The following is a 16792-nucleotide window of genomic DNA, read 5'->3' on the forward strand; positions in this document are numbered from 1 at the left end:
TCGATGCTGCTGCAGTTCAACCTTCAGCCAGAGACTTCATTGCGCTGAAGATACTCATGCACCGCACGACTGCGCTGGGTGATCTGTTTCAAGATCGCGGCATGATCCAGACGCAGGGCCAGTTTCGCTTCCATATTTGCCCGTTTGTTGATGAACTCCTCAAAGATATCGCCCGCATCCATCAACCGGTGTGCGCTCCGATCATAGACCTCACGGTACTGGCTCCATTGGCCATCAGAGATATCCCCCTTGGCCATCAACTCTTCTGCAGCTTCCAAGATTTGCTCCAAGGCCCCGAGGGCTCTCTCGATCCCGGCTTCGGGACGTGTTTCGATCGCGGTGAGTTCCTCCAGTTCGCGAAACAGGGTGCTTTGGATCCTCTGGATACTGTCAGGGTTAAACTCATCCAGATAGGAGTCGATCCTGCGCATATGGGCTTTGTCGGTGAGCTTGTTATCGCGTAGGGCATGCAGGTAATACTCTGCCGCCGAAAGCTTGGCATTCAGAGACCTGATATGCTTTTGCGCCTGGGTATGAGCCGCGTCATACCGCTTTTTGGCCAAGCGCCAATTTTGCACTAAGGACATGGAACACCACTCCTTTCTTTTGCACCCCCAGCCCCCACCGGAAAGCGCCTACCAAGGTAGTGCGAAATGCGACTTTGTAAAGCCACCTGTCGGATCAAGCGTTTGGCGCCCATGCCTTCAACAGCAAAAGGGGCCCCAGTTTGGAGCCCCCTTGCAATCTTTATGCCAGTTTTGACCTGATCAGTTGGGGATCAGCGCCGGTACGATGGTCACGATCGAGGGGAACAACCACAGGATCGCCAAGCCAGCCACCTGGATCAACACGAAGGGCAGAACCCCGCGATAGATATGACCAGTGGTGACCTCTTTTGGTGCCACCCCGCGCAGATAGAACAGCGCAAAGCCAAAGGGCGGCGTCAGGAAAGAGGTCTGCAGGTTCACCGCAACCATGATGGTCACCCATTTGGGATCAAAAGAGCCGCCATAGATGACCGGGCCGACAATCGGGATCACGATGTAGATGATCTCGAGGAAGTCGAGCACAAAGCCCAGGAAGAACAGCACCAGCATAACAATCAGGAAGACCGTCATCTCGTTGTCAAAGCTCTTCAGGAACTGCTGGATATAGTGCTCACCACCAAAGGAAATCACCACCAGATTGAGCAGCTGCGAGCCGATCAGGATGGTAAAGACCATGGAGGTCACCTTGGCAGTTTCCCGAACGATGGGCGTCAGAACTGCACCTTGGTACAGGACCCAGCAACCATAGAGCAGGCCAAACAGAGCAAACAGGTAGGCACCATAGGCAAAGCCAAAGGCGATCCAGCTTTCAACACTGACGTTGGACTGGTTGATGCGCAGGTCAAAGTTCACCCCAATCAGGATCGCAATCATCACAGCAAAGGTTGCCCAGATGATGATCTTGCCCGATTTCCCCTGATCCTGCAGCTTGCGGTAGGCCGCCAGCATGATCGCACCACCAGCGCCAAGCGCCGCAGCCGGCGTCGGGTTGGTGATACCACCCAGGATCGAGCCCAGAACCGCGACGATCAAAACCAGCGGCGGGAAGACCACCCGGATCAGATCATTACCTGCACAACGGGCCGCAGCTTCGCGGGTGCCGTAGAGCGCCAACCAGAAGGGCAGCGCCAACCATAGAACCGTGAAGCCTGGAGATGTTGTTGGCGCAATTGCCAGCACATCGACCAGCAAAACCAACAGCAGGCCAATGGCGCCCAGGATCAACGGTTTTGTATCCCGTGATGGCGCCACACCCCGACCAATGGCCAGAATGAGACCCAGCATGATCACCAGAATGGTCACGCCAGTGCCAATCGGAGCGGCCGCTGCGATCTTGTCGACCTGCGCCTGGGCAAACTCTTCTTCCGTCAGTTTGGTTGCCTGCGCAACACCACCAGCCGCGTCGATCACCGTCTGTTCAGCAACCGCAGCGTCCCAGGCCTCCTGGCCATGCAGATCGATCATTGCCGCCTGACAGTCAGGCCCAACATTGGTCCGCAGCGAAGCGGTTTGACCCGCGTCAGAGAAAGCCGAAACCGTGATGTTCTGCGAGCCGATGACGCCAAAGGTGCTCAGCAGCATCGCGCCACCAATCAAGGCAGCAGGTGCGCCGAGGAACCACAGCAGGGCTTCATTACGGGTCACCGGCTCATTGTCGCTGGCTTCCAGCGCCACGGCAGGTGCCTTCTCCGGGTTCAGCATTGCATAGCCAAAGGCATACAGCGCATAGAGCAGTGCCAGCATGATCCCCGGCAGCAGCGCCGCCTGGAACAAGGTGCCCACAGAGACAACCGCCGGCTCACCCAGATAGGTCAAAGCGTCCGAACAACCCGCATCCTGAGCCCGGCTTTCCTGCGCGGTGGAATAGAGATCCCCCGCCAGCGTCCCCAACAAAACGATCACGATCGATGGTGGAATGATCTGCCCCAGAGTACCAGAGGCAGCGATCACACCCGTTGCAAGTTCCGGCGAATAGTTGTTGCGCAGCATGGTGGGCAGGGCCAGCAGCCCCATGGTCACCACAGTGGCACCAACAATACCAGTAGAAGCCGCCAGGAAGGCACCAACCACAACGATGGACACGGCCAAACCACCCGGCAGCGGGCCAAAGACGCGCGCCATTGTAGTCAGCAGGTCATTGGCGATCTTGGAGCGTTCCAGGGTGATGCCCATCAGAACAAACATCAAAACAGCCAGCAGGGTTTCAATTGAGGCACCCGCCAGAACACGCTCGTTCATCCGGTTCACAATAAAGGAGATATTGCGATCCATTGCGGTTTCCCAACCCTGTACAAAGACAGGCTCGGCAATGCGGGGAAGTTCCGGGTATCGGAACAGGGAAATGACATCGGGTTTCACCCCGCTGCCCACCAGATCCTTATACATCGGTGAAGACGTATCAATGGCTTGGTGGATCAGCAGACCAGCACTGTCCAGTGCCGCGATGATCCCGAAGGAGATGATACCAGCACCACCGATGGCAAAAGCCACCGGGAAGCCGGAAAGGATGCCTCCAAAAAGGCATAGGAATACGATGAGCAGGCCGAGTTCGACGCCATCAAGACCGAAAAGCATATCAGCTGTCCCTTAGGTTAATGAGCGCCTTCATAGGCTTCTTCGCCCTCACCAAGGGTATCCTTGTCGAGGTACTTATTTTCACTGCCCTGTCCTTCGATGAACTCCAGCAAGGAGCGATAGAAGAAGGCAGCCGCGTGGATAAAGACGATACCGGCAAAGGTGACCAGCAGGATCTTAAAGAGGAAGTAGCCGTTAAAGCCGTTGGGGCTGAAGCCGATGGTCTCAACGTTCCAACGCAGCGCACGGGCCTTCATGATCAGGCGGTCCAGCTGGTCGGAGGCCGATGGCTTTGGCACGATCAGGTGACGCCACAGGAAGAACCAGCCATACATCCAGGTCAGCACGGCGGCGGGCATCATGAAGATGATCGAACCGACCATGTCGACGACGCGTTTGGCGCGAAAGCTGATGCCGGAATAGATCAGGTCAACCCGCACATGCCCGCCCTGTACAAAGGTGTAAGTGACACACATGCAAACAACCAAAGCATTGTAAAGCTTCAATTCTTCGGCAAACCAACTGATGTCTTTTTCCAGTGCGATGCCAAGCCCAAAACTCATATCCGGCCGGGCAAAGATCCGCTGCATGAAGACGATGATGATCTGTTGGATCACCATGATCAGACCGGCCCAGGCAAAGAAGCGCCCAATGCCATTGGCAAAGCCCTCAAGGCCGCGCACCATGCCCCACATGAACTCGCGCTTGTAGATGCCAATCGCCGTCAGGATCAGAAACAGCGTGAAGACCACAAAAAAGAACTCCACCGAGCCGCCATAGTAGACAAAGCGCATGATCGAGGTCTTGTCAGACCAATCAAGCCAAAGCTGCGGGTGGGTTACGGCGTAGCCGAAATTGTAAAAGGCGCCAGCGATGTTCTGAACCAGCCAGATCAGACCGTTGAACAGGGCGCCGAAAAAGGAAATGCCTGTATCGTCCTGCATTGTTCCCTCGGATGATTGCATGCAGCGGGGGAGAAGTGCGGCCCCGCCAAAAACGCGTATCGCGTGGGCGGCCACTGCCTTCTGGCCTGCGGCAAAAATGAAAAAGGGACCCCCCGCACCCGGCGGGGGATCCTAAAGATGTGTCAGGTTGGGTTAACCCAGAACGCGGTCGCGCTGTGCGGTGTAGACACCGGAGGACAGGTTGTTCCAAAGCGAGGAGGCCGTCATGGATTTCTGCGCGCTGTCGTAGATTTTCTTGAACAGCTCGTCGCCCATGTTCTCCGCCATGACTTCCTGCGAAGCCGCACCGAATGCATCCCAAACCGAGTCAGGGAATTCCATGACCTTAACGCCGCCAGCCTGCAGACGCTGCAGAGCGGCACCGTTGTTGGCCAGGAACTGCGACAGGCTCCACTGGTGGCATTCGCCGGAAGCAATTTCGATCATCTTCTGCTGACCTGGGGTCAGGCTGTCAAAGACGTCACGGTTGGTTGCAACCGACAGAGCCGCGCCTGGCTCGTGGAAGCCAGCGGTGTAATAGGTCTTGGTGATTTCCTGGAAACCAGCTTTTTCATCCGCCCAAGGGCCGATCCACTCGGTCCCGTCGATGGCACCGGAAGACAGCGCCTGGTACACTTCGGAGCCAGGGATGTTCTGAACGGAAGCGCCCAGTTTGCCCAGGGCTTTGCCGCCGAGGCCAGGCATACGGAACTTCAGACCGTTGAAGTCTTCGGGGCTGTTGATCTCTTTCGAGTACCAGCCGCCAGCCTGGGCGCCGGTGTTGCCGCCGAGGAAGGATTTCAGACCAAAGATCTGACCCAGCTCGTCGTGCAGCTCCATGCCGCCGTCCTGGTAGTACCAGTTGGACATCTCAGTTGCGGTCATGCCGAAAGGTACGGCGGTGAAGAAGGCATAGCCTGGGTGCTGACCCACAAAGTAGTAGTCGGCACCGTGGTACATGTCGGCCTGACCGGAGGAAACCGCGTCAAACACTTCAAAGGCGCCAACCAGTTCACCGGCGGCTTTGATGTCAACGGTCAGCTGACCGTCGGACATGTTGGAGATGCTGTCAGCAACACGCTGAGCGGCGTCAAAAACGCCAGCCAGACCACGACCCCAGGTGGTAACCATGGTCAGGGTACGCTTGCCCGTTGCATAGGCCGGTGCGGCCAGAGTGGTTGCAGCTGCGGCGGTCCCGCCCAGCGCAGAGGTTTTCAAAAAAGAACGACGATCCATAATAGTGCTCCTCCCATAAGTAGTCCCTATGTCCAGCGTAGACTGGACGGATCTTTTCGAGTGGCGCCAGCCTAGCGGGGCGGCGGCACTTGTGAATACCTACTACTGCGTAGGCACTAAGAAAAACTGTCAAAACCCTTGAGATGTTGCGTCATTTTCTAAGTTCAGACACGATTCTATAGCCTCCGGGACGGAAAAAACGGCTCCCGCCCTTTGATTCGGTTGCAGGATTGCGTAACGATTCGGCACATGGCCGCTTTTCGCTCTCTTTTTCGTCCGAACTACGCACAGAAGCTCTCAATTCTGGCGACACTGCCGCTTGTTGTTGCGGTGGCCGCGATTGCGATTCTGGTGGCTTTTCAGTCGCGCGCCTCGGCAGAACGCGAGATCCAGGCACTCAAGGAGCAGCTGCTGGCGGCCAAAAAGGCCGAGCTGCGCAACTATGTGACCCAGGCCCGCAATGGCTTCTCCTTTATCTACGGGCGCGCCTCCCCCGATGACCAGCAAGCCAAAGAACAGGTCAGCCAGATCCTGTCCTCGATGATCTATGGCACCGACGGGTTCTTCTTTGTCTATGACTACGATGGCACCAATCTGGTCAGCCCGCGCCAGACGGAATTCATCACCCGAAACTGGTCAGGACTCAAAGACAGCCAGGGCACGCCGGTGGTGGATGAGTTCATCCGACTGGCCCGGCAAGGTGCCGGCTGGCACACCTTTATGTGGCAAAAACCCTCTACCGGCGAAGAGGCGCAGATGGTGGCCTATGTGGTCGGCTTGCAGGACTGGCAATGGGCGGTCGGCACTGGCGTCTTTATCGACGATGTTCTGTCCTCGGTCGCCGCCGCCCGCGCTGAGGTTGAGGCTCGCGTGCAGCGTACCTTTCTGTACATCGGTGTCATTACTCTGGCGGCGCTGATCGTGGTCTTTGCCTCTGGTATGGTGCTCAACATCCGCGAAAGACGTCTGGCCGATGCCAAGCTGAAAGAGCTGACCCAAAGGGTCTTTGACACCCAGGAAGAAGAACGTGGGAGAGTGGCGCGGGAGCTGCATGACGGGATCAGCCAGATCCTGGTTGGCGTGCGCTATGCGCTGGACAATGCCAGCAGGCGGCTCAAACGCGGTGATCAGGAACGCGCCCTGCCCCCCCTGGACAAAGGTATTGACGATCTGGCCAGCGCCATCACTGAGGTCCGCCGGATCAGCCGGGATCTGCGCCCTGGCGTGCTGGATGATCTCGGCCTTGGTCCGGCTCTCAAGGTATTGACCAATGATTTTGCCACCCGCACGGGCATCAATTCGGACTTCAGCACCGTGGTGTTTCGCAACCGGCTCGACCCGGAGGCCAAGATCGCCCTCTACCGGATTGCTCAGGAGGCGCTGATGAACATAGAGCGCCATTCTGACGCCAGTGAAATGACCATGGATCTGCGTGGCCATGCCAAAGGCGTCACCATGCGCATCACCGATAATGGCTGTGGATTGCCGCCCGATCAGGACCGAACAGGCCCCGGGATTGGCCTGCGCAACATGCAGGAACGGATAGAGCAGCTTGACGGTACCCTACGCATTCTGTCATCACGTGGCACCCAAAGCGGCACCGTGATCGAAGCCAGCCTCCCCCTCAGCCACCTGCTGGCCCCGGGCGAGACCCTTGGCGAGGATCTGCGGAGCAAATCGGTTTAAGGCTGAAACCTCCGTTTCAGCCCTGGTCGGATGCGTCGCTTGAGGTTGAGGGGGAAGAGATGAGCACAACAATTCGCGTTCTAATTGTCGATGATCACCCAATGGTCGCCGAAGGTATCCAGTCGATCCTTGAAAGCTATGACGACATTGAGGTGCTTGCCTGCCTCAACGATGGTGCCGAGGCGGTGGATCAGGCGCAGACACTTGCCCCCGATGTGATCCTGATGGATCTCAACATGCCCCGCTTGGGCGGTCTGAGTGCAACCGAGATGATCCTGGAGCGGCTGCCGGAAACCCGGATCGTGATCCTGACCATGCATGACAGCCCGGAGTATATCTCGACTGCACTCAGCCACGGGGCAATGGGCTATATTCTGAAGGACGTGCCGACCGAGGAGATCAAACAGGCAATTGACTCGGTGATGGCGGGCGAGCGCTACCTCTGCACTGGCGCCGAAATCGCCCTAAAACCCAAAAGCGGCGAGGCGCGTGAGGCGCTCACTGGGCGGGAACAGACCATTCTGCTGGAGCTGGCACAGGGAAAATCCAATAAGGAGGTCGCCCTGACGCTGGATATTTCCGTGCGCACGGTTGAGACCCATCGCAAGAATATCAAACGCAAGCTGGGGATTTCCTCTACCGCGGGCCTCACCCGCTATGCTTTGGAACACGGCGTTTTGCAGGGCACCAGCCACGAGTTCTGATCCCTGTCACCCTGCCTCGGGCAGGCGCATGCCAAAAAAGACCAGGGCGCCATCTTCGTCCAGAACGTGGAACTCGCGTTGACCATAGGGCTGATCAAAAGGCGCGCGCACCCGTTGCGGGGCCAGATCACCTAACCCCTGCCGTAGGTTCCGATACAGCTGGTCCACATCATCGGTGTCAATATAGAAGGACATATCGCCCCCCAATGGTTTGCCATCCGCACGCGCCGGGCATTCGAGCAGCCGCAAGGCAACAGCCCCCTGTTTGAGATAGGCATAGTTATCTGCCTGAAACGCGCAGGAAAAACCCAACTTCTGGCAATAGAACTCAATTTGCTGCTGCAGATCACTGCACAGGACAAAGGGGGTTACTTGCAGCAGCTCTGGCATGGGCGCACTCCTCTCTTCTCGTAAAAGTGTGCCCCCACCAGCAAACCTCAGTCAAGAAGATCTCAACCCTTGAGTGCATCTCCGCGCAGACCTCTGCGCTGAGGATGGCGCGGCAAGACCTGGCCATAGAGTTGCCGGGTGCGCTCACCCCCTCCACACAGGCCTTCGGTCTCCACAAAAGAGAAGATCCCAACACCGTGCTGCATGCGCTCCTGCACCGTTGCCTCCTTTGCTCCTATTGCCTCGGAGGTGCGCCACCTTACCAACCTAGATCCTCGTCCTGCCCTCTTACCAAAAATGTACGATAGGATCAGACTGAGCTGCCCCCTGACCAATTCTGTTTCAAACCAGACCTCGAAATGACAGTTTTGAAAGTTCCCCCTCACCATTTTAGGCTTCCTTTTTCCACAAACATCGCGAAACAGCCCTCTGACGCAATAAAATGTCCCAAATCGAGTGAATTTCATCCCCTTTGCCTGTTGACGCCCTCTGCCAGCAGTCATAATGTCCGCTGCAACGCAGTAAAGGAGAGCCTGGCGATGACCAGCCTAGTCGTAATTGTAGGAACCAAGCGCATGGGCCGGTAACGGTAGACCACAATCAAACCCATGCGCCTCCCCTTGAACAAGCGGAGGCTTTTTTTATGCGTAATGGACGATGCCGCCAATTGGAGCAAATAGCAGATGACACGTGAAATGACCGGCGCAAAGATGATCGTTGAAGCCCTGAAGGAACAGGGTGTCGACACAGTATTTGGCTACCCCGGTGGGGCCGTACTGCCCATCTATGATGAAATTTTCCTGCAAAATGACATTCGTCACATTCTGGTGCGTCACGAGCAGGGCGCGGTTCATGCCGCCGAAGGCTATGCCCGGTCCACCGGCAAGCCCGGCGTTGTGCTGGTGACCTCTGGCCCCGGTGCCACCAATGCGGTGACTGGCCTGACCGATGCGCTGCTGGATTCCATTCCACTGGTGGTTCTCACCGGCCAGGTTCCCACCTTTATGATTGGCTCCGATGCCTTCCAGGAAGCCGACACCGTGGGCATCACCCGTCCCTGCACCAAACACAACTGGCTGGTCAAAGACACCGACAAGCTGGCCGCGACCCTGCACGAAGGGTTCCATGTTGCGACCTCTGGTCGGCCCGGACCGGTATTGATCGACATCCCCAAAGACGTACAGTTTGCCACCGGCACCTATGAGCCGGCCAAACCAAACGCCTCGCGGTATCAGCCCATCGTCAAAGGCGATATGGAAGAGATCACCGAGTTGGTTGCCGCCATTGAGAAAGCGGAACGTCCCGTGTTTTATACGGGCGGCGGCGTGATCAACTCAGGCCCCGCCGCCTGCCAGCTTCTGCGCGAGTTGGTCGATGCCACCGGCATTCCAATCACCTCGACCTTGATGGGTCTGGGCGCCTATCCGGCCTCGGGCGATAACTGGTTGGGGATGCTGGGGATGCATGGTCTCTATGAGGCCAATCTCGCGATGCATGACTGTGATTTGATGATCAACATCGGCGCCCGCTTTGATGACCGCATCACCGGCCGCATCGATGCCTTCAGCCCGAACTCAAAGAAAGCCCATATCGATATCGATCCCTCTTCGATCAACAAAGTGATCCGCATCGACATTCCAATCGTGGGTGACGTAGGCCATGTGCTTGAAGACCTGCTCAAGGTCTGGAAGGCCCGTGGTCGCAAGGTGAACCGCGAAGCGATTGCCAAATGGCAGGCGCAGGTTGGTGAATGGCGCAAGGTGAACTGCCTCGCCTATACTGGCTCGGAAAAGACCATCAAGCCACAATACGCCCTGGAACGTCTTGAAGCCCTGACCAAGGACCACGACCGCTACATCACCACCGAAGTGGGCCAGCACCAGATGTGGGCGGCGCAATACCTGGGCTTTGAAGATCCCAACCGCTGGATGACCTCCGGTGGTCTGGGTACCATGGGCTATGGTTTCCCGGCCTCCATCGGGGTGCAAATGGCGCACCCAGAGTCGCTGGTGATCAACGTGGCCGGTGAGGCCTCCTGGTTGATGAACATGCAGGAGATGGGCACCGCAGCCCAGTATCGCCTGCCGGTGAAACAATTCATCCTCAACAACGAACGTCTTGGCATGGTGCGCCAGTGGCAGGAACTGCTGCATGGTGAACGCTATAGCCACTCCTGGTCTGAATCGCTGCCTGATTTTGTAAAACTGGCCGAGGCCTTTGGCGCCAAGGGGATCCTCTGTTCTGATCCGGCGGATCTCGACGATGCCATCATGGAGATGATCAACTATGATGGGCCGGTGATCTTTGATTGCCTGGTGGAAAAGCACGAGAACTGCTTCCCGATGATCCCATCGGGCAAGGCTCACAACGAGATGCTGATGGGTGAGGCCGATACGCAGGGTGTCATCCAGTCTGGCGGCGCGGTTTTGGTCTAAGTCGCTTTCACATAGGTTTTGCAGGGCGAACACGCCCTGCCCCAAATTTGGCCCGAATTCAGAAAGGGACATAAATGTCTGCCCTACATATCAAAAAAGGCTCCACCCGCCATTCCGCCTATAACCTGCGCCCCAACTTTTCGGACGTACAGGAACGCCATACCCTGGCTGTTCTCGTCGAAAACGAACCCGGCGTTCTGGCCCGTGTGATCGGGCTGTTCGCCGGTCGCGGTTACAATATCGAAAGCCTTACCGTTGCCGAGGTCGATCACACCGGGCATATGTCACGCATCACAGTTGTGACCACCGGTACCCCGCAAGTGATCGAACAGATCAAAGCTCAGCTTGGCCGGATCGTATCGGTGCACGAGGTTCACGATCTCACCGTCGAAGGCGCGTCTGTTGAGCGTGAACTGGCCATTTTCAAAGTGGTGGGCGATGGTGACAAACGGGTTGAAGCCCTGCGTCTGGCGGATATCTTCCGTGCCAATGTCGTCGACAGCACCTTGAACAGCTTTATATTTGAAATCACCGGCGCGCCGGAAAAGATCGACGCCTTTGCCGATTTGATGCGCCCGCTGGGGTTGGCAGAAGTGGCCCGGACCGGAGTTGCTGCCCTTTTGCGGGGCGAATGAAGTCACAACAGGCTACAGACATTACAAAGGCCGGTCCAATGACCGGCCTTTTGTATATCCAACATCTATTGCAATTCTCCGGCGTCCAGCCCCTCAAAACCACAGGTAGATTTCGACGCCTCAATAAGCTGCTTGCCCCAGTTGCAAAGCCTCAGGCGCGACGCAGACGACCCGCCCCATTTGATGGGAAGGGGATGATGTTCTGGCTCGCCCCATCGGTGGCCAAGGATCCAACATTGCCAGGCTTTGGCAGCCCCTCCTTCACCTTTACCTGCACCGCATTTGCCTGGCTCAACTGAACAGAATCACCAGGTTTGTTTCCAGTGGCCTGCGCGGCATGGACTGGAATGTTTCGACGTCTGCCCTCCGGTTCGACCAGCCTGAGAGCAGAGGCCACATTGGCCTTGGTGCTTGCCCCCACAAGATCCGCTGCCAATTCAGGGCAGGCAGGTTCCTGAAGGACCTGAATATTCAGCGCCAAGCGCAGATCATCTTTCAATTTCAACTCGAACAACACCCAGTCGCCAACACGTATCGCAAAATCGCTTGGTGCTGAAACATGGGAATAGAAAGCCAAATCCCCCTGGTCTTCGCACCAAATCACTGCATTTCCGGCTGTGGCGTCACTCCAAAGAACAATTCCAATCATAGCGGACCTCGTATCCTGGACAGAACAAGTCTGGTTCAAATGGCCCCATTTCAACATCGTCAAAAATGCGTCGACCCATTGCTTTTTGTGTCTGAGCCCCTACAGTTCTGACACAACCCTGGTGCGACATGACACAAATTAGCGTCTACACCGAGAAATCGTCACGTTTTATGGCTACAACAACAGGATACCCAGCCTCTATGCCAGACTCACAGGACGTCACTGGTCAATCAGACGCTGTATCCGCACGCTCGCCGGCACAATTGCGCAATATGTTTGGCACCAATCTGCGTCATCTGGCGCAAAACTACCCTTCGGTTTCGGAATTAGCGCGCAGGCTTGGGATCAACAGAACCCAGTTTAACCGCTACATGTCCGGCGAGAGCTTTCCGCGGCCAGATATTCTTGACCGGATCTGTAACTTTTTTGATGTAGATGCCCGCATTCTTTTGGAACCAGTTGAAACAATTGAGCATCAGGGGCAAATCCTGAATGGTCCGTTTCTCACCGATTTTCTGGGTCACGGAATTCGACAGGTCAGCGAAGATATGTTCCCGACCGGCTTTTACCGGTTTACCCGACGCAGCTTTGTTAACAGCGACAGGTTTGTCATCGGCTTGGTCTATGTCTTCCGCTCCGGTACCACAGCCACCTTTATCAAGGGTTATGAGGCTCGCGAGGCGATGCGCTATCAGGGATTGCCAGATGGGCCAAAGGTGCGCGAATTCCGTGGCGTTCTGACCTCGCATGAAGACGGTGTTGCTTTTGTTATCTCACGTCGCCACGCAATGACCTATTCCTTCAACTATCTGGCGCGGGTCGGCTCTTTGGAGAATAACTTCTGGCTTGGCTATGTGGCACGGACCGTCCGGGAGGGCAGCGGCGAGCGCGTGACCCGCATGGTCTATGAACACCTCGGACAGGACATGGGGCGCGCCCTGAGGGCTGCACGCAGCGCCGGTTTTTCCACCGCCGAAGATCTGCTGCCCTATCACCGCCACCTGCTGCGCCCCGATGAGCCATTTCGCTGAGGCCAGCTCCTCCCCCGGTAGCCGCTCCCCAACTATGACTACTCGCCCTGGTTCAATTAGTGAGCGATCTGCCGGTAGATATGCCAGGTGGCATGCCCCAACAAAGGCAGCACGAGAAACAGCCCAGCAAAGCCCGGTAAAAGGGCTGCAAAGGTCAAAACCGCGACCCCAACCGCCCAGATCATCATCAGGACGAAATTTTTCTGCACATAGGTAAAACTGGCGATCATCGCGGTGACAAAATCAACCTCGCGATCCAGCAACAGCGGCAACGAAATCACCGTGATCATATAGAGCAGCAGCGCAAACAGGGCACCTACCAGGCTGCCAACTGCCAGCATCAACATCCCATTGAGGGACAAAAAGACCTCCAGTGAGCTGGAGATATTGGTCATCGTAGACAGCCCCAGAAACAGCGCAAAGATCATATGCCCGAGGAAGAACCAGAATAGAAATACCACGATGATGATCGCACAGATCGAGGGCAGTTGGCGGCGGCTTTGATGCAGGATAACGCCGAGGATATCCCCGGTCTTCATCGGTTCCCGCTGCTCCAGACGGTGCGAAACCTCATAAAGCCCGACAGCTGCAAAGGGGCCAATCAGGGGAAACCCAATGGCCGCCAGAACCAGCCAGAATGTGGTTCCAGTGGCGAGGGTAATCCAGGACATCGCCCAGCCGGCCAGCACATAAAAGCCTGCAAAAAACAGCCCGTAGCCAGGTTTTGTGCAGAAATCCTGCCAACCACATTTCAACGCCTGCGTCAGGATCTCCGCCCGCATCGGCCGCAACTCCGGCACGCCAAATGGTTTTTCACTCACTCAATTCTCCTCCCCAGAAAAATCCTATGTGTTTCTATATTCTCCGCCCCCGGATCACCCCAGAGGTGGCGGGGCGCTTTGTGGCAATTTGGTAGCTTGATGATACCCCTGCCCCAGCGCCAGAAGTTTGCGATCCTCCCCCTGCGCGGCAAAGATCTGTACCCCATTAGGCAGGCCTGTTGCACCAAACCCGGAGGGAACCGCCAGACAGGGCAGTCCCAGCAGGCTGACAGGGGTCACCACCTGCATCCAGCGATGATAGCTGTCCATTGCCACACCATTGATTTCACGCGGGTATTCCTGATCCAACGGAAAGGGCCAGCACTGCGCCGCAGGCAAAACCAGTGCATCATAACTTTGGAACAGCTCCGCTGCCCGGCGTTGCCAGTTTGACCTCAGATCCGAGGCCCGCTGTATCTCTTGGGCGCTGAACGACAGGCCCCGATCCAATTCCCAGATCGCCGTTTCCTTCAGCCCTGACCGCTGCCCGTCAAAGGCCCGCAACCCGGCAGCGACCGCAAACGACCGCAGTGTGATCCAGGCCTCCCAGATCTCCTCTGCCGGGAAAGGAGCCGCCACGGCCTCCACCCTGTGACCAAGGTTGGACAGATGCGCCAAGGCCGCCTCGCTGGTCTCCAGAATGCCGGGCTCCATCGGGAAGGCCCCGCCCCAGTCCCCCAGCCAGCCAATGCGCATCGATGCCACCTCTGGCAACGGCAACATCTCCTCGCGGCCCCGGGTCAGTGGCTGACGCGGATCAGGGCCAGACATCACATCCAGCAACAGGGCGATATCTTCAGGGCTGCGCGCCATTGGGCCAAGTGTGGCCAACTGGTGCATAAACAGATCCCCAGTGGGTTCTGACGGGACCATGCCCCAGGTCGGCCGGAAGCCATAGACATTGTTCCAGCCCGCCGGATTGCGCAGGGATCCCATCATGTCAGATCCATCCGCCAAGGCGATCAAGCCGGCGGAAAGGGCGACAGCCGCACCACCGGACGAGCCGCCGCAGCTGCGCCCCAGATCAAAGGGATTGCTGGTGGCGCCATAGACCGGATTGAACGTATGAGAGCCGAGGCCAAATTCCGGTGTATTGGTCTTGCCAATAAAAATGGCACCAGCCGCGCGCAGACGTGCCACGAAGAGTTCGTCCTGCGGCGGTACAAATTCCTTGAGCAAGGGCGAGCCCTGGCTTGTGGCGATGCCTTTGACATTGGCCAGATCCTTTATCGCCATTGGCAACCCGTGCAGCGCCCCGCGGGTCGTGGCCTGGTCCGCAGCCGCAGCCTCTGCCATCAGCTCCTCACGGGGACGGAGCGCAACTATAGCATTCAGCTGCGGATTTAGCGCATCAATCCGATCCAGCGTCGCCTGCATCACCTGCACGGTACTGACAGCACCACTGCGCAGTTTCGTCACCAGCTCCTGCGCTGATCCATAGGGTTCATACATCAAAGGTTGCTCCAGCAGTCATTCCAGATCAGCCTAGCGCTGGAAATCACATCTGAAAAGCCGCACCTAAAGCTAACCTTTTAAATCGCTTGGAAAAACGCCTCTTTCTCAAAAATTCAAAGGTGCATCTTTCTGATCCAAGGCCAGAGAATGGAAAGGAGCAGGCAGGCAGCAAAAAGAGTGCGGAAATCTCCCGCACCCCTATCCAGCTTTTTTGCGATGTGCCTCGCCTGCCTCACTGGGAGCCAGACTGAGGCCAACGAGGTTACTCGCCCTGCGCTTCAGAGCGGCTTTTGCCCGCAACGTTCAACGCCAGAGTTGCCGCCATAAACCCGTCCAGATCACCGTCGAGCACCCCTTTGGTGTCAGAGGTCTCATGGCTGGTACGCAGATCTTTTACCATCTGGTAGGGCTGCAACACGTAAGAGCGGATCTGGCTTCCCCAGCCCGCATCCCCCTTGTTTTCATGCGCTTCGTTGATGGCGGCGTTCCGGCGGTCCAGCTCTTGCTGATACAGCCGCGATTTCAGCGCCTTCATGGCGATGTCACGGTTCTGGTGCTGGGATTTCTCAGAAGAGGTCACAACGATGCCGGTGGGGTGGTGGGTGATCCGCACCGCCGAGTCGGTGGTGTTCACGTGCTGACCGCCCGCCCCGGAGGAGCGATAGGTATCAATGCGGATATCCGCCGGGTTCACATCGATCTCGATATTGTCGTCCACCACCGGGTAGACCCAAACCGAGCAGAATGAGGTGTGCCGTTTGGCGGCGGAATCAAAGGGGGAGATGCGCACCAAACGGTGTACGCCGCTTTCAGATTTCAACCAGCCATAGGCATTGTGGCCGGTGATCTTGTAGGCGGCGGATTTGATGCCAGCCTCTTCGCCCGCGCTTTCGGACTGCAGCTCAACCTTGTAGCCCTTTTTTTCGGCCCAGCGCACATACATCCGCGCCAGCATCGAGGCCCAGTCGCAGCTCTCGGTGCCGCCCGCCCCCGAGTTGATCTCAAGGAAGGTGTCATTGCTGTCGGCCTCCCCGTCGAGCAGGGCTTCCAGCTCTTTTTCGGCGGCTGAGATCTTAAGCGCTTTCAGGGCCTCTTCGGCGTCGGTGATGACTTCTTCGTCCTCTTCCATCTCGCCCAGTTCGATAAGCTCGACGTTATCAGCCAGGTCCTGTTTGATCCCCTTGTAGGTGTCGATGGCATCCACCAGATTTTGCCGCTCACGCATCAGTTTCTGCGCCGCCTCAGCATCATCCCAGAGGTTGGGATCCTCAACACGCGCGTTGAATTCCTCCAACCGGTATTCGGCTGTTTCCCAGTTCAGACGCTGGGCCAGAAGCTCCAGAGACTTCTCGATCTCGGCCACGGTATTTTGGGTCTCAGCGCGCATGGTATGTCCTTGAACTTACGTGTCAGGCTTGGGTGATAAACCAGTCCTGTCCTGCGAGCAAGCAGCGCAGCCGGGGCCTTCTTCGTTGCCCCACTCCATTGCCCGATCCACCTAAGACGGAGCAGCAGGGTCTCGAACGTTCCATCCTCCGCAACCAGTTCAAATTTGAAGCAGATTTTGCGCTGGTGTGAAAGGTAGCTTTATCACTTTTGATTTATCTAATCCTCCCAACATCCCGGAAACAAGCGGCAAAACACCTAGCAATGTTCCCTCGCTTCACTTTTCCGAAAAATACAG

The 16792-nt window shown here is 57.0% G+C and carries 14 protein-coding genes; 5 read left to right on the forward strand and 9 right to left on the reverse strand.

All coding sequences use genetic code 11. The features are described from left to right. Positions 1–23: 23 nt before the first annotated feature. The 4 genes from ED661_RS10795 to ED661_RS10810 form a co-directional block, all read right to left on the reverse strand. Complete coding sequence (locus ED661_RS10795; RefSeq protein WP_122073892.1) at positions 24–587, reverse strand: hypothetical protein; 564 nt, start codon at positions 585–587, stop codon at positions 24–26. 180 nt (positions 588–767) lie between these two features. Next, positions 768–3122, reverse strand: a complete 2355-nt coding sequence (locus ED661_RS10800) for a TRAP transporter large permease subunit (RefSeq protein WP_122073893.1) — start codon at positions 3120–3122, stop codon at positions 768–770. Positions 3123–3139: 17 nt separating this feature from the next. Next, a complete protein-coding gene (locus ED661_RS10805) occupies positions 3140–4066 on the reverse strand; it encodes a TRAP transporter small permease subunit (protein WP_122073894.1) in 927 nt (308 codons plus the stop codon). A 153-nt stretch (positions 4067–4219) separates the two neighbouring features. Further along, positions 4220–5302 (reverse strand): TRAP transporter substrate-binding protein, encoded by a 1083-nt coding sequence (locus ED661_RS10810; RefSeq protein WP_122073895.1) that lies wholly within the window; start codon positions 5300–5302, stop codon positions 4220–4222. Positions 5303–5551: 249 nt separating this feature from the next. Between ED661_RS10810 and ED661_RS10815 the strand changes: the two genes are divergently transcribed. Both ED661_RS10815 and ED661_RS10820 read left to right on the forward strand, forming a co-directional pair. After that, on the forward strand, positions 5552–6988 hold the full coding sequence (locus tag ED661_RS10815) for a cache domain-containing protein (RefSeq protein WP_122073896.1): 1437 nt from the start codon (positions 5552–5554) through the stop codon (positions 6986–6988). A 59-nt stretch (positions 6989–7047) separates the two neighbouring features. After that, the gene (locus ED661_RS10820; protein ID WP_122073897.1) at positions 7048–7692 is read left to right on the forward strand and encodes a response regulator transcription factor; all 645 of its coding nucleotides are present in this window, start codon (positions 7048–7050) and stop codon (positions 7690–7692) included. A 6-nt stretch (positions 7693–7698) separates the two neighbouring features. On the opposite strand, the gene ED661_RS10825 is transcribed toward ED661_RS10820, so the two are convergent. Continuing rightward, the gene (locus ED661_RS10825) at positions 7699–8082 is read right to left on the reverse strand and encodes a VOC family protein (RefSeq protein WP_122073898.1); all 384 of its coding nucleotides are present in this window, start codon (positions 8080–8082) and stop codon (positions 7699–7701) included. Positions 8083–8765: 683 nt separating this feature from the next. Between ED661_RS10825 and ED661_RS10835 the strand changes: the two genes are divergently transcribed. Both ED661_RS10835 and ilvN read left to right on the forward strand, forming a co-directional pair. Next, a complete protein-coding gene (locus ED661_RS10835; RefSeq protein WP_122073900.1) occupies positions 8766–10517 on the forward strand; it encodes an acetolactate synthase 3 large subunit in 1752 nt (583 codons plus the stop codon). Positions 10518–10591: 74 nt separating this feature from the next. Then, complete coding sequence (ilvN, locus tag ED661_RS10840; protein WP_122073901.1) at positions 10592–11152, forward strand: acetolactate synthase small subunit; 561 nt, start codon at positions 10592–10594, stop codon at positions 11150–11152. Between the two features lie 151 nt (positions 11153–11303). Here ilvN and ED661_RS10845 read toward each other — a convergent pair whose 3' ends face one another. Further along, positions 11304–11801: a hypothetical protein gene (locus ED661_RS10845; RefSeq protein ID WP_122073902.1), complete on the reverse strand. Its 498-nt coding sequence runs from the start codon at positions 11799–11801 to the stop codon at positions 11304–11306. A gap of 200 nt (positions 11802–12001) precedes the next feature. On the opposite strand from ED661_RS10845, the gene ED661_RS10850 reads away from it, so the two are divergent. After that, complete coding sequence (locus ED661_RS10850) at positions 12002–12832, forward strand: helix-turn-helix domain-containing protein (protein ID WP_174214171.1); 831 nt, start codon at positions 12002–12004, stop codon at positions 12830–12832. 56 nt (positions 12833–12888) lie between these two features. Here the strand turns inward: ED661_RS10850 and ED661_RS10855 are convergent, their stop codons facing one another. From ED661_RS10855 to prfB, 3 genes are all read right to left on the reverse strand, one after another. After that, positions 12889–13614 (reverse strand): DUF2189 domain-containing protein, encoded by a 726-nt coding sequence (locus ED661_RS10855; RefSeq protein WP_174214179.1) that lies wholly within the window; start codon positions 13612–13614, stop codon positions 12889–12891. Positions 13615–13707: 93 nt separating this feature from the next. Continuing rightward, complete coding sequence (locus ED661_RS10860; RefSeq protein WP_122073904.1) at positions 13708–15105, reverse strand: amidase; 1398 nt, start codon at positions 15103–15105, stop codon at positions 13708–13710. Positions 15106–15370: 265 nt separating this feature from the next. Beyond that, positions 15371–16495, reverse strand: a complete 1125-nt coding sequence (gene prfB / locus ED661_RS10865; RefSeq protein ID WP_122073905.1) for a peptide chain release factor 2 — start codon at positions 16493–16495, stop codon at positions 15371–15373. Between the last annotated feature and the right edge of the window lie 297 nt (positions 16496–16792).

Origin of the sequence: Pseudophaeobacter sp. EL27, from assembly GCF_900313025.1 — a bacterium.
GTDB lineage: Bacteria > Pseudomonadota > Alphaproteobacteria > Rhodobacterales > Rhodobacteraceae > Pseudophaeobacter.